Source organism: Pseudomonas sp. GW822-FHT05A08, assembly GCF_058800485.1.
The window spans coordinates 2348858-2362264 of the sequence record NZ_CM179511.1; the positions used below are offsets into that span (position 1 = coordinate 2348858).

At 65.1% G+C, this 13407-nt stretch carries 12 protein-coding genes; 5 read left to right on the forward strand and 7 right to left on the reverse strand.

What is annotated here, in order from left to right:
- Nucleotide 1 precedes the first annotated feature (1 nt).
- A complete protein-coding gene (locus tag AC3RCP_RS10650) occupies nt 2-775 on the reverse strand; it encodes a substrate-binding periplasmic protein (RefSeq protein ID WP_492571628.1) in 774 nt (257 codons plus the stop codon).
- Between the two features lie 139 nt (nt 776-914).
- On the opposite strand from AC3RCP_RS10650, the gene dnaX reads away from it, so the two are divergent.
- From dnaX to AC3RCP_RS10675, 5 genes are all read left to right on the forward strand, one after another.
- The gene (gene dnaX / locus AC3RCP_RS10655) at nt 915-3035 is read left to right on the forward strand and encodes a DNA polymerase III subunit gamma/tau (RefSeq protein WP_492571627.1); all 2121 of its coding nucleotides are present in this window, start codon (nt 915-917) and stop codon (nt 3033-3035) included.
- A gap of 66 nt (nt 3036-3101) precedes the next feature.
- Nucleotides 3102-3440 (forward strand): YbaB/EbfC family nucleoid-associated protein, encoded by a 339-nt coding sequence (locus AC3RCP_RS10660; protein WP_007922383.1) that lies wholly within the window; start codon nt 3102-3104, stop codon nt 3438-3440.
- Nucleotides 3441-3617: 177 nt separating this feature from the next.
- The gene (curA, locus tag AC3RCP_RS10665; RefSeq protein WP_492571626.1) at nt 3618-4652 is read left to right on the forward strand and encodes an NADPH-dependent curcumin/dihydrocurcumin reductase; all 1035 of its coding nucleotides are present in this window, start codon (nt 3618-3620) and stop codon (nt 4650-4652) included.
- 65 nt (nt 4653-4717) lie between these two features.
- Nucleotides 4718-5320 carry a recombination mediator RecR gene (recR, locus tag AC3RCP_RS10670; protein WP_007922386.1) on the forward strand — a complete coding sequence of 201 codons (603 nt, stop codon included), beginning with the start codon at nt 4718-4720 and terminating at the stop codon, nt 5318-5320.
- 183 nt (nt 5321-5503) lie between these two features.
- Nucleotides 5504-6652: an acyl-CoA dehydrogenase family protein gene (locus AC3RCP_RS10675; protein ID WP_007922387.1), complete on the forward strand. Its 1149-nt coding sequence runs from the start codon at nt 5504-5506 to the stop codon at nt 6650-6652.
- A gap of 86 nt (nt 6653-6738) precedes the next feature.
- Here AC3RCP_RS10675 and AC3RCP_RS10680 read toward each other — a convergent pair whose 3' ends face one another.
- The 6 genes from AC3RCP_RS10680 to AC3RCP_RS10705 form a co-directional block, all read right to left on the reverse strand.
- Nucleotides 6739-7287, reverse strand: a complete 549-nt coding sequence (locus AC3RCP_RS10680) for an adenine phosphoribosyltransferase (protein WP_007922389.1) — start codon at nt 7285-7287, stop codon at nt 6739-6741.
- An 82-nt stretch (nt 7288-7369) separates the two neighbouring features.
- Nucleotides 7370-8104, reverse strand: a complete 735-nt coding sequence (gene fnr, locus AC3RCP_RS10685) for a fumarate/nitrate reduction transcriptional regulator Fnr (protein ID WP_009042954.1) — start codon at nt 8102-8104, stop codon at nt 7370-7372.
- Between the two features lie 307 nt (nt 8105-8411).
- Nucleotides 8412-9794 (reverse strand): oxygen-independent coproporphyrinogen III oxidase, encoded by a 1383-nt coding sequence (gene hemN / locus AC3RCP_RS10690; protein ID WP_492571625.1) that lies wholly within the window; start codon nt 9792-9794, stop codon nt 8412-8414.
- 156 nt (nt 9795-9950) lie between these two features.
- Complete coding sequence (locus AC3RCP_RS10695) at nt 9951-10634, reverse strand: sulfite exporter TauE/SafE family protein (protein WP_007922394.1); 684 nt, start codon at nt 10632-10634, stop codon at nt 9951-9953.
- The gene (ccoS, locus tag AC3RCP_RS10700; protein WP_007922395.1) at nt 10627-10857 is read right to left on the reverse strand and encodes a cbb3-type cytochrome oxidase assembly protein CcoS; all 231 of its coding nucleotides are present in this window, start codon (nt 10855-10857) and stop codon (nt 10627-10629) included. Before ccoS ends, AC3RCP_RS10695 begins: the two co-directional genes overlap by 8 nt.
- Nucleotides 10858-10881: 24 nt before the next feature.
- Nucleotides 10882-13332, reverse strand: a complete 2451-nt coding sequence (locus AC3RCP_RS10705) for a heavy metal translocating P-type ATPase (protein WP_101337289.1) — start codon at nt 13330-13332, stop codon at nt 10882-10884.
- Nucleotides 13333-13407: the final 75 nt, after the last annotated feature.

Here is a 13407-nt window from a genome sequence, read left to right on the forward strand (position 1 = left end):
GCTACGGCGCCCCATAGCTTTGCGGGACGCTCTCGGTCGGCCTGCGGCCGGTGTACAGGCCGATGATGTCGTCGATCTCTCCTGACATCTTCATGCGCAACAAAGTGCGCAGCACTCGTTGCACCGGTAGCGCCGGATCGTTGCGGATGACGCAGCCGACCGCCTGTTCCTGGAGGATGACTACGCCGTGCAACTGCTGGTCGGCTGGCAGGGTCTGATTGAACCAGTCCAGCGTCCATTGGTTGCTCACCGCGTACCGGTAGCGGCCGGCCCAGAGTTTTTGCAGCACCTGTTCCTGGTTGCGCGCGTCGTCGCGGATCAACTGGCGGCTGTCGAACAAGGGTTGCAGGGAAGGGTAGGTGTAGCTGAGGACGGTGCCGATGGGCTGCGTCGGCAGGTCCCTGGGAATGACCGGGAGCGGGGGCTGCTCGCGGCTGACCAGCAGGTCGCGCTGGACGAACAGCGGGATACTCCAGATGTAATCGCCGGACGGGTTGGACAGCCAGGACTGGGCGGCATAGCAGCGGATATCGATTTCCCCATGATCCATGGCTGCTTGTACGCGGGCCCGGGCCAGGACATGGAATTCGGCTGGGTTGCCAACCTGGGTGGCAAGGCTGGCCATCAGGTCGTGGAGAATGCCCTGGGTGCTCCGGCCGTGTTCGATCTGTACCACGGGCATGGCCCAGCTGTCGGGGATCGAGAAGCGCAGGGCCGGTTCTGCGGCAAAACCATTCATGGCAACCAGCAGAAAGGCGCCCAAGGCTAAACGCATAGAGTCTCCACGCAGGAAAAGGCCACTGACGAGCCCGACAAAGAGCAGCTTAGCCAGATTAGACGAGCGCACCGGATGCAATTTCGCCCTTGCTCCGCTAGCATTACGGGCTTCCGCTTCCCAGTTGCGACGGTTTTCGATGAGTTATCAGGTTCTTGCACGTAAATGGCGTCCGCGCTCGTTCCGCGAAATGGTCGGCCAGACCCATGTGCTCAAGGCTCTGATCAATGCCTTGGACAGCCAGCGGCTGCACCATGCCTATCTGTTTACCGGCACCCGCGGGGTGGGCAAGACCACCATCGCGCGGATCATTGCCAAATGCCTGAACTGTGAAACAGGCATTACTTCCACGCCCTGTGGCACCTGCTCGGTATGCCGCGAGATCGACGAAGGGCGTTTCGTCGACCTGATCGAGATCGACGCCGCGAGCCGGACCAAGGTCGAGGACACGCGCGAGCTGCTGGACAACGTGCAATACGCCCCGAGCCGCGGGCGCTTCAAGGTCTACCTGATCGACGAAGTGCACATGCTGTCCAGTCACTCGTTCAACGCCTTGTTGAAGACCCTGGAAGAGCCGCCGCCCTACGTCAAATTCATTCTGGCGACCACCGATCCGCAGAAACTTCCGGCAACGATTCTTTCGCGCTGCCTGCAGTTCTCCCTGAAGAACATGACCCCGGAGCGAGTGGTCGAGCACCTGACTCACGTGCTGGGCGTCGAGAACGTGCCGTTCGAAGACGACGCGCTGTGGCTGTTGGGCCGCGCCGCCGACGGTTCGATGCGCGATGCCATGAGCCTCACCGACCAGGCCATCGCCTTCGGTGAAGGCAAGGTCATGGCCGCCGATGTCCGGGCGATGCTCGGCACCCTCGATCACGGTCAGGTCTACGACGTCCTGCATGCGCTGATCGACGGCGATGCCAAGGCCTTGCTGGAGGCCGTGCGCCACCTGGCCGAACAGGGCCCGGACTGGAACGGTGTGCTGTCGGAGATTCTCAATGTCCTGCACCGTGTGGCCATTGCCCAGGCCTTGCCGGACGGTGTCGACAACGGGCATGGCGACCGCGACCGGGTGCTGGCTTTGGCCCAGGCGTTGCCGGCCGAAGATGTGCAGTTCTATTACCAGATGGGCCTGATCGGCCGGCGCGACTTGCCGCTGGCGCCGGACCCGCGCGGTGGTTTCGAGATGGTCCTGCTGCGGATGCTGGCCTTCCGGCCAGCGGACTCGGCAGACGCGCCGAGACAACCGCTAAAGCCAGTGGGGATCAGCCAGGCCACAGTTGATTCCGCCCAATCCGTGGCTGGCGCAGCCGTTGCTGCGCCGGTAGTTGCCGCCGCCGCGCCGGTTGCGGCGCCGGTGGTCGAGGCCACTCCCGTGGCCGTACCTGCCGCGGCCCCGGTTGCAACGCCCGCACCTGTTTCTGTGGCGCCGGTGGCGCCTGCACCGCAACCTGTGGTCGAGACGCCGCCAGAGGTAGCGCCTATCGTCGCCGAAGAGGTGGTCGACCTGCCGTGGAACGACCCGGTCGAACCGGTCGTCGTGCAGCAACCGGCCGTCGAGCCCGTGCTGGAGACCGCTGCAGAGCAGCCTGAGCTGACTCCGATGCCGACCCCGACCCCGGACAGCGTGGTGCCGGATGCGCCGGAATGGGTCAGCGCCCCGGTGCCGGAGCCCAGCGTTGCCGAGGTCGATGCCGCGACACCGGGTATCGATCTGGACGACGAGCCGCCGCTGGACGAAGACTACATCGAGCCGGACATGGATTCGGCCTACAGCTACCTGGACGAACTGGCCAGCGAGCACGCCGCGGATCCCGAGCCGGAACCCGAGCCGTTGCCAGCCGCCCAGCCGGCCACCGGCCTGGCGCTGGAGTGGCTGGAGCTGTTCCCGAAGCTGCCGATTTCCGGGATGACGGCGAGCATTGCCGCCAACTGCACCTTGATCGCCGCCGAGGGCGACAACTGGTTGCTGCACCTGGACCCGGCCCACAGCGCCCTGTTCAACGCCACCCAGCAGCGGCGCCTGAACGACGCCCTGAACCAGTACCACCAGCGCACGCTGACGGTGAGCATCGAGCTGATCAAGCCCGAGCAGGAGACCCCGGCCCAGGCCGCGTCACGCCGCCGTGCCAATCGCCAGCGCGAGGCCGAGGAGTCGATCCACGGCGATCCGTTCATCCAGCAGATGGTGCGGGAGTTCGGCGCGGTGGTCCGTCACGATACTATTGAACCTGTCGAGGCCCTGGTCAGCCAGGGTTAATAACTGAAGGGCGCCGGGCCTTGAGGCCGGGCGCTGTTTTTATCCAAGTACTTTGAGGTGATTCCCATGATGAAAGGTGGCATGGCCGGCCTGATGAAGCAGGCGCAGCAGATGCAGGAAAAGATGGCCAAGATGCAGGAAGAGCTGGCCAACGCCGAAGTCACCGGCAAGGCGGGTGGCGATATGGTCACCGTGGTCATGACCGGTCGTCACGACATCAAGCGCGTGAGCATCGACCCAAGCCTGCTGGAAGGCGTCAGCGAAGATGACCGCGAAGTGCTGGAAGATCTATTCGCCGCCGCCGTCAACGACGCCGTGCGCAAGATCGAAGCCAACAGCCAGGACAAGATGTCCGGCGTGACCGCTGGCATGCAACTGCCACCGGGTATGAAACTGCCGTTCTGATTCGCGCCCGCGCATCGGTCGGACTCGAAAATGCCAGGCATCGCGCCTGGCATTTTTGTTTGTGGCGCCTGTAGCCGCTGCCGCAGGTGAGGGTAGGAGAAATATCGAACGCCGATCGCAGTACGATGGTCTGCACTCTGTATGGCCCGATTCAATTCTCGATAAGGAGTTGCTCTGATGTCGCAAGCATTGACCCTCAACCAGCGCATTGTTCTGGCCTCCCGGCCCCAGGGCGCGCCCGTGCCGGAAAACTTCCGCCTGGAGCGGGTGGCGCTGCCGGACCTGGCGGATGGCCAGGTGTTGCTCAAGACCCTTTACCTGTCGCTGGACCCTTATATGCGCGGGCGCATGAGTGATGCGCCGTCCTACGCCCCCCCGGTGCAAATCAACGAAGTGATGACCGGCGGCGCAGTCAGCCGGGTCGAGCGCTCGCTGAATCCGAAATTCCAGGAGGGCGACCTGGTGGTGGGCGCTACCGGATGGCAGAGCCACAGCATTTGCGACGGGCGTAACCTGATACCGGTGCCGGCGGGTTTGCCCAGCCCTTCGATGGCCCTGGGCGTGCTGGGTATGCCGGGCATGACCGCCTACATGGGCCTGATGGACATCGGCCAGCCCAAGGCCGGGGAAACCCTGGTGGTGGCCGCGGCGTCGGGCGCCGTGGGCTCGGTGGTGGGGCAAGTGGCCAAGATCAAGGGGCTGCAGGTGATCGGTGTGGCGGGCGGTGCCGACAAGTGCCGCTATGTGGTCGAGGAGCTGGGGTTCGATGCCTGTATCGACCACCACAGCCCGGACTTTGCCGACGAACTGGCGCAGGCCTGCTCCGAGGGCGTGGACATCTACTTTGAAAACGTCGGTGGCAAGGTATTCGATGCGGTGCTGCCGTTGCTCAACCCCAAGGCACGGATTCCGCTGTGCGGGCTGATCGCCCAGTACAACGCTCAGGAGTTGCCGCCAGGACCTGATCGCCTGCCACTGTTGCAGCGTCAGCTGTTGACCAAGCGCGTGCGCATCCAGGGGTTTATCGTGTTCGACGACTACGGCGATCGACAGCCGGAGTTTGTCAGCGCCATGGCGCCGTGGGTGCTGCAGGGCAAGGTCAAGTTCAAGGAGGATGTGGTAGACGGCCTGGAGCACGCGCCGCAAGCCTTCATCGGGCTGCTGGAAGGGCGCAACTTCGGCAAGCTGGTGGTGCGGGTCGCCCCGGACTGAGCATTTGACGCTAATCGGAGGCGCGGGTATAAACCGCGTCTCGTCGTTTTGTCGGACCTTTACCCATGAGCTTCAGCCCCCTGATTCGCCAACTGATCGATGCCCTGCGCACTTTGCCGGGTGTGGGTCAGAAAACCGCCCAGCGCATGGCCTTGCAGCTGCTGGAGCGCGACCGCAGCGGTGGTACGCGATTGGCCCAGGCGCTGAGCCAGGCCATGGAGGGCGTCGGCCACTGCCGCCTGTGCCGCACCCTGACCGAGGACGACCTGTGCCCGCAATGCGCCGATCCACGGCGCGACGACACGCTGTTGTGCGTGGTCGAAGGGCCGATGGATGTCTACGCGGTGGAGCAGACCGGTTATCGCGGTCGCTATTTCGTGCTCAAAGGCCACCTGTCGCCTCTCGACGGCCTGGGCCCGGAAGCCATCGGCATTCCCCAGCTGCTGGCGCGGATCGAAGAGCAAGGCAGTTTCACCGAGGTGATCCTGGCCACCAACCCGACGGTGGAAGGCGAGGCGACTGCCCATTACATTGCCCAGCTATTGACCAACAAAGGCCTGATCACCTCGCGTATCGCCCATGGCGTGCCCCTGGGTGGCGAGCTGGAACTGGTGGACGGCGGCACCCTGGCGCACTCGTTTGCCGGGCGCAAGCCGATCGCGCTGTAAGTGTTTCGGCTGTGAGCAAAAAACTACTGTAGGAGCGAGCTTGCTCGCGATGGCCGCCCGACCTGGCGCGCCGCGTCGCCTGCATCGCCAGCAAGCTGGCTCCTGCAGGGCGTTTCGTGCGGTCCTTCTTGAAAACCAAGCAAGCGCTAGGTAAGTTTCCTCAACCTTCAGAGGAGCTTGCCGATGTCTGCCTGCCAGGAATACTTCGACCCTAGCCATCAGTTGGTCCGCGACAGCGTTCGACGTTTCGTCGAGCGGGAAATCCTCCCGGACATCGATCAGTGGGAGGAGGCGCAAGGCTTCCCCCGCGAGCTGTACCTCAAGGCTGGCGCGGCCGGCATCCTCGGTATCGGCTATCCCGAGGCCCTGGGGGGCAGCCACGAGGGCGACCTGTTCGCCAAGATCGCCGCCAGCGAGGAGCTGATGCGCTGTGGCTCCGGCGGCCTGGTGGCGGGCCTGGGTTCGCTGGACATCGGTTTGCCGCCGATCGTCAAATGGGCGCGGCCTGAGGTCCGCGAGCGGGTGGTGCCACAGGTACTGGCGGGGGAGAAGATCAGCGCCCTGGCGGTCACCGAGCCCGGCGGCGGTTCGGACGTGGCCAATCTGCAGACCCGGGCGCTGCGTGACGGCGACTTCTACCGCGTCAGCGGCAGCAAGACCTTTATCACCAGTGGCGTGCGCGCCGATTTCTACACCGTGGCGGTGCGTACCGGCGAGCCCGGTTTCGGCGGCATCAGCCTGCTGCTGATCGACAAGGGCACACCGGGATTCACCGTCGGCCGGCAACTGAAGAAGATGGGCTGGTGGGCGTCGGATACCGCCGAGCTGTTTTTCGACGATTGCCGAGTGCCGGCCAGTCATTTGATCGGGGTCGAGAACATGGGCTTCGCCTGCATCATGGGCAACTTCCAGAGCGAGCGCCTGGCGCTGGCGCTAATGGCCAACATGACCGCTCAGCTGGCGCTGGAAGAGAGCCTGAAGTGGGCCCGGGAGCGCGAGGCCTTCGGCAAGCCCATCGGCAAGTTCCAGGTGATCAAGCATCGCCTGGCGGAGATGGCGACCGCGCTGGAGGTGTCCCGCGAGTTCACTTATCGCCAGGCGGCTAAGATGGCGGCGGGCCAGAGCGTGATCAAGGAGATTTCCATGGCCAAGAACTTCGCCACCGATACCGCCGACCGCATCACCCACGATGCCGTGCAGATTCTCGGCGGGCTGGGTTACATGCGCGAAAGCCTGGTGGAGCGGCTGTATCGCGACAACCGCATCCTGTCCATCGGCGGCGGCACCCGGGAAGTGATGAACGAAATCATCAGCAAGCAGATGGGGTTGTAGGCCAGCTGAAGGCGTGGGGCGCCATCTCTGTAGGAGCGAAGCTTGCTCGCGATAGCGCCGGCCCTGACAACCCAAGTGGCGGCGATTTAACGCTCGCTCAACGAGAACTGCGTCAGGCAGAAGGTTGGAATGTCCATGTCTCGCAGGCGTTGCGAGCCGCCCAGCTCAGGCAGGTCGATGATGGCGGCGGCCTCGTAGACTTTTGCCCCCATGCGACGCACCAGGTTGGCCGCGGCGATCAGAGTACCGCCGGTGGCGATCAGGTCATCGAACATCAGCACCGAATCGCCTTCGCACAGGCTGTCGGCATGCACTTCCAGGAAGGCTTCGCCGTATTCGGTCTGGTAACCCTCGGCAAGCACATCGGCCGGCAGCTTGCCTTGCTTGCGGAACAGGATCAGCGGTTTGTTCAGCTGGTAGGCGATGATCGAGCCGATCAGGAAGCCGCGGGCATCCATGGCACCGACGTGAGTGAAGTCTTCTTCGACATAACGCTGGGCAAAGGTGTCGGCGACCAGGCGCAAGGCCTTGGGCGACTGGAACAGGGGAGTGATGTCACGGAAGATCACGCCCGGTTTGGGGAAGTCGATGACTGGGCGGATCAGGGATTTGATGTCGAAGGAGTCGAAGGCCATCGTGGCGGTGTCCTGGCGGGCATGAAGTGGAGCGCGCCAGTATAGCCCCGCCCGAGCCGCTTGGCTCGGGCGGGGCTCTGCCTCAGCCTTCCAGGGAGCCGCCGGCGAGGGCGCACAGCTGGATCGGGTCGAGAATGTGCACCTCTTTGCCTTCGGCGGCGATCAGCGCGTTCTGCTGGAAGCGGGTGAACACCCGGGACACGGTTTCCACCGCCAGGCCCAGATAGTTGCCGATCTCGTTGCGCGACATGCTCAAGCGGAACTGGTTGGCCGAGAAGCCGCGGGCGCGGAAGCGTGCCGACAGGTTGACCAGGAAGGTGGCGATGCGCTCGTCGGCGGTCTTTTTCGACAGCAACAGCATCATCTGCTGGTCGTCACGGATCTCGCGGCTCATCACCCGCATCAGCTGGCGGCGCAGTTGGGGCAACTGCAGGGCCAGTTCGTCGAGGCGTTCGAAGGGGATTTCACAGACCGACGTGGTTTCCAGGGCCTGGGCGGAAACCGGGTGGATCTCGGTGTCCATGCCGGACAGGCCGACCAGTTCGCTGGGCAGGTGGAAGCCGGTGATCTGTTCTTCGCCGCCGTCGCTGAGGCTGAAGGTCTTCAGGGCACCGGAGCGCACTGCATAGACGGAGTCGAAGGCGTCGCCCTGGCGAAACAGGAACTCGCCTTTTTTCAGGGGGCGGCCGCGTTTAACGATTTCGTCCAGCGCATCCATGTCTTCCAGATTCAGAGAAAGTGGCAGGCAGAGGGGGGCCAGGCTGCAATCCTTGCAATGGGCCTGGTTGTGAGCGCGCAGTTTTACTGGCTCGGACATTCAATAGAATCCTTGTGGGAAAACACACATAAGCCGTAAGGGTAACTCACGGGAGGAGGTTCCGGCCAGTCCGTGCCGTATTGGCGCTTAGTCGTAAAGCTGTCCGTTTGTAGCTTCCAGGCCACTGCGGAAAAATGCGCTCGTGCAGTCCATTCAGGGTATTTCCAGCGCTGACCGTCACTTGCAGCCGCCGATTATCCCAGCGTCAAGTATCAGGCTTGTTTGCGCCTTGTCTGTCCCGACAGTTTTTGCCCGTCACCTGCGACAAGTTGCCGCGCCGAACGGTCAGGTTGCGGCTCATGACGCCTTAGATGACCCGGGAAAAACGCTGTCGATTCTGTTGCTCCAGATACGTGTCGAACACCATACACACCGAACGCACCAGCAGGCGCCCGGCCGGCAGCACTTCAATGCCTTCGTTGCTCAGCTTGATCAGGCCGTCTTCGGCCATGGCTTGCAGTTGTGGCCAGAGGTCGCCGAAGTAACCGCGAAAGTCGATGTTGAACTGCTGCTCGATGGCCTCGAAGCCGAGGCTGAAATTACAGATCAACTGCTGGATCACCGCGCGCCTGACGCGGTCGTCCTGATTGCACACCAGGCCGCGGCTGGTGGCCAGTTGCGCGCCACCCAGCAGATTCTGGTACTGGGTCAGGTCACTGCTGTTCTGGCAGTACAGGTCGCCGATCTGGCTGATGGCCGAGACGCCCAGGCCGATCAGGTCGCAGTGGCCATGGGTGGTGTAGCCCTGGAAATTACGTTGCAGGGTCGACTCTTCCTGGGCGATCGCCAGTTCGTCGTCGGGCAGGGCGAAGTGGTCCATGCCGATGTAGCGGTAGCCCGCAGCCGTCAGCTGTTCGATGGTGCGCTGCAGCATCTGCAGTTTTTCCGCCGGTTCCGGCAGCTCGTGGCTGTTGATCCGCCGTTGCGGCATGAAGCGCTCCGGCAGGTGGGCATAGTTGAACACCGACAGCCGGTCCGGTTGCAGGTTGATGACTTCCTCGACAGTGCGGGCGAAGTTGTCCGGCGTCTGTTTTGGCAGGCCGTAGATCAGGTCGATGTTGATCGAGCGAAACTGCAGGGTGCGCGCCGCTTCGATCACCGCCCGGGTTTCTTCCAGGCTCTGCAGGCGATTGACCGCGCGCTGTACCGCCGGGTCGAGGTCCTGCAGGCCGATGCTGACGCGGTTGAAGCCCAGCTCGCGCAGCAGGCCCATGGTCGACCAGTCGGCTTCGCGGGGATCAATCTCGATGCCGTAGTCGCCCGAATCGTCGTCCAGCAGGTTGAAGTGCTGGCGCAGGTGGCTCATCAGCTGCCGCAGTTCATCGTGGCTGAGAAAGGTCGGGGTGCCGCCGCCGAAGTGCAGTTGCTCGACCTTTTGCCCGGGGTCGAGATGGCAGGCGATCAGCTGGATTTCCTGTTCCAGGCGCTGCAGGTAGGGCAGGGCGCGCCCGCGGTCCTTGGTGATGACCTTGTTGCAGGCGCAGTAGTAGCAGATGTTCGCGCAGAACGGCACGTGCACGTACAGCGACAGCGGCCGTAGCGCCTTGCGGCTCTCGCGCAGGGCGTGGAGCAGGTCGAAGGTGCCCACCTGGCTGTGGAATTGCACAGCGGTGGGGTAGGAGGTGTAGCGCGGTCCCGCCAGGTCGTAACGGCGGATCAGATCGGTGTCCCAACGAATGGCGTCGAGCATGCGGGAATTCCCCCGGTAGGCTGGCAGTGTTCGCGAGTCTAGGGGGTTGGCGCCCGGACCATCTTGATTTGCATCAAGGCTGGCGGGGGCGCGGAACCTGTCATACGAGTCTTGCGTCGTCGCTGCCGAAGGGCGGAGGCAGCGGGAAGGGTTGCCTCAGTGCCCCATCAACCAATGCTGATGTGGACCGGGCAAGGTCCAGATGCCGAACAGGATCACCAGCAGGCCGCCGGCCATGCGCACGCTGCGCCGACGCAGCAGCGCGGTGACCCGTTCCGCTGCGAGCCCGGTCGCCAGCAGCACCGGCCAGGTACCCAGGCCGAAGGCCAGCATCAGCAAGGCGCTGTCGAGGGCATTGCCCTGGCTGGCGGACCACAGCAGGGTGCTGTAGACCAGGCCGCACGGCAGCCAGCCCCAGAGCGCGCCCAGCAGCAAGGCGCGTGGCAGGCTCGACACCGGCAGCAGGCGGTTGGCCACCGGCTGTATATGGCGCCACAGGCCGCGTCCGAGGCTTTCGATGCGGGTCAGGCCGCTCCACCAGCCGGCCAGGTACAGGCCCATGGCAATCAGCAGCAGGCCGGCCAGCACGCGCATGGCCATGGCCGCCGGGCTGCTGGCCACGGCCCAGCCGGCCAGGCCGATCAGCAGGCCCGCGGTGGCATAGCTGAGGATGCGTCCCAGGTTGTAGGCCAGCAGCAGGCGAAAACGCCGGCTGCGTTGCTCCGGGGGAATGGCCAGGGTCAGGGCGCCCATCAGGCCGCCGCACATGCCCAGGCAGTGACCGCCGCCGAGCAGGCCGAGAATCACCGCGGAAACCAGCAGCGGTGCCAGCTCAAGCATGGGGCGGCGCCTGGTCTTTGTGTGGTGGCTGCTCGGCCGTCGGTGAGCCCTTGGCCTCGTCGACCGCGGCAGTGTGCTTGGGGTCCTGGTCGTCGAACAGAATGCTGTGGGCGGGGCCGTCGAGGTCATCGTACTGACCGCTGTCGACCGCCCAGAAGAAGATGTAGATGGCGATGGCCACGATCAGCAGCGCCGCCGGGATCATCACGTAGAGAGCTGGCATGGGTAGGCTCCATGCCCGCGCGGCTCAGGCCGGCAGCGGGCGGGTTTGGGTCGTGGCCTCGGCCTGGGGCTGACGCGGCAGGCGAGTCAGGCGCAGGGCATTGAGCACCACGGTCAACGAACTGATGGACATGCCGATGGCGGCCCATACCGGAGTGATCCAGCCGAGGGCGGCGAACGGCAGCATGAGGCCATTGTACAGCCCGGCCCACAGCAGGTTCTCGATGATTATCCGACGCGTGCGGCGGGCCAGGCCGAAGGCCTGCACCAGCGCATCCAGGCGGTTGGACAGCAGCACCGCATCGGCGCTGGTCTTGGCCAGGTCGGTGGCCGAGCCCATGGCCACGCTGATATCGGCGGCGGCCAGCACCGGCACATCGTTGACCCCGTCGCCGAGCATCAGCACTTTGCGGCCCTGGCGATGCAGTTGTTGCAGCACCTGCAGCTTGTCGTCGGGACGCAGGCCGCCGCGGGCTTCGTCGATGCCCAGTTCGGCGGCGACGCTGGCGACCATCGGCGAGCTGTCGCCCGAGAGCAGCAGGGTGTTCCAGCCGCGCGCCTTGCAGGCGGCCAGCAGTGCCGGAGCATCGCTGCGCAGGCGATCGTCGAGGACCAGCCAGGCCAGCGGCCCTTGGCTATCGCCCAGCAGCAGCCATTGGCCGGCTTCGTCCGGCATCGCCGGGACCGCACAGGCGCTGAGCTCGCAGACGAAGGCGGGCTGGCCGATGCGCAGACGCTGTTCGCCCACCAGTCCTTCCAGGCCCAGCCCGGGCATGCTCAGCACTTCTTCCGCGGCCAGCGGCGCACGGCCGAAGGCTCGGGCAATCGGGTGTTCGGAGCGGTTTTCCAGGGCGGCGGCCAGGCCCAGGCACTGCTGGCTGTCGAGGTCGCCCACAGGAAGAATCGAGCGCAAGGCCAGGCGCCCCTCGGTGAGGGTGCCGGTCTTGTCGAAAATCACCGTGTCGATCTGGTTCAGGCCTTCGAGTACATGGCCGCGGGTCAGCAGCAGGCCGAGTTTGTGCAGGGTGCCGGTGGCGGCGGTGAGCGCGGTCGGGGTGGCCAGGGACAGCGCACAGGGGCAGGTGGCGACCAGCATGGCCAGGACGATCCAGAAGGCCCGGGAGGCGTCCAGCTGCCACCAGAGCAGGCCGATGGCGGCCGCGGCGATCAGGGAGAACAGCAGGAACCATTGGGCGGCGCGGTCGGCGATCTCCGCCAGGCGCGGTTTTTCCGCCTGGGCCCGGTCCAGCAGGCGGACGATGGCCGACAGGCGCGTGTCCTGACCTAGGGCCAGGACCTCCACGGTCAGCGCGCCCTCGACGTTGAGGGTGCCGGCGGTAACCGCATCGCCGATGTTGCGCGGTTGCGGCAGGTATTCACCGGTGAGCAGGGATTCGTCGATGCTCGACTGGCCATCGAGGATCTTGCCGTCGGCCGGCAGGATGGCGCCGGGATGCACCAGCACCTGGTCGCCCAGGCGCAGTTCGCTGAGCAGGATGCGTTCGCTCTGGCCATCGGCGCCCAGGCGCAGGCACGAGGCCGGCAGCAGGTTCACCAGTTGCGCGGTAGCGGCGGCGGTGCGTTCGCGGGCACGGCGCTCCAGGTAGCGTCCGGCCAGCAGGAACAGGGCGAACATGCCCACGGCATCGAAGTACAGCTCGCCGACGCCAGTGATCGAGGTCCAGATCCCGGCGATGTAGGCGGCGCCAATCGCCAGCGACACGGAAACGTCCATGGTCAGGTGGCGAGTGCGCAGGTCGCGCAGGGCGCCCTTGAAAAACGGCGCGCAGCTGTAGAACACGATCGGCGTGGTGAGAAACAACGCAACCCAGCGCAGGATGGTGTGCAGCTCGGGGCTCAGGTCGATATTGAATTCCGGCCAGGTGGCCATGGTCGCCATCATCGCCTGGAACCACAGCAGTCCGGCCACGCCCAGTTGGCGCAGGGCCAGGCGGTTTTCACTGGCCAGTTGCTCGGAAGCACGGTCGGCCTGATAGGGGTGTGCGGCGTAGCCGATCAGGCGCAGCTCGCTGAGCACCTGGCTCAGTGGCAACTGGCTGTCGGCCCAGCGCACATGCAGGCGATGGTTGGACAGGTTCAGCCGCGCCTCGGCCACCGCCGGCAGGCTGCGCAGGTGTTTCTCGATCAGCCAGCCACAGGCGGCGCAGCTGATGCCTTCCATCAGCAGGGTGGTTTCGGCCAGTTCCCCCTCATGCCGGACGAAGGGTTGCTGCACGTCCGCCCGGTCGTACAGCGCCAGTTCGTCCACCAGTTGCACCGGCAGCGCCTCCGGGTTGGCCGAGGCTTCGCTGCGATGGCTGTAGTAGCTCTCCAGGCCGCCGGCGACTATGGCTTCGGCCACTGCCTGACAGCCCGGGCAGCAGAACTCGCGGGAGGCGCCGAGCACGACGGCGGTGAAGCGGCTGCCGGCGGGAACGGGCAGGGCGCAGTGGTAGCAGGGCAGTGGCGTGGTCATCGCGGGTCTTTGTTCCAGGGGCGGACCTCATCGCCGGCAGGCCGCTGCCTGGGAAGCAGCAGCCTGCCGGCGATG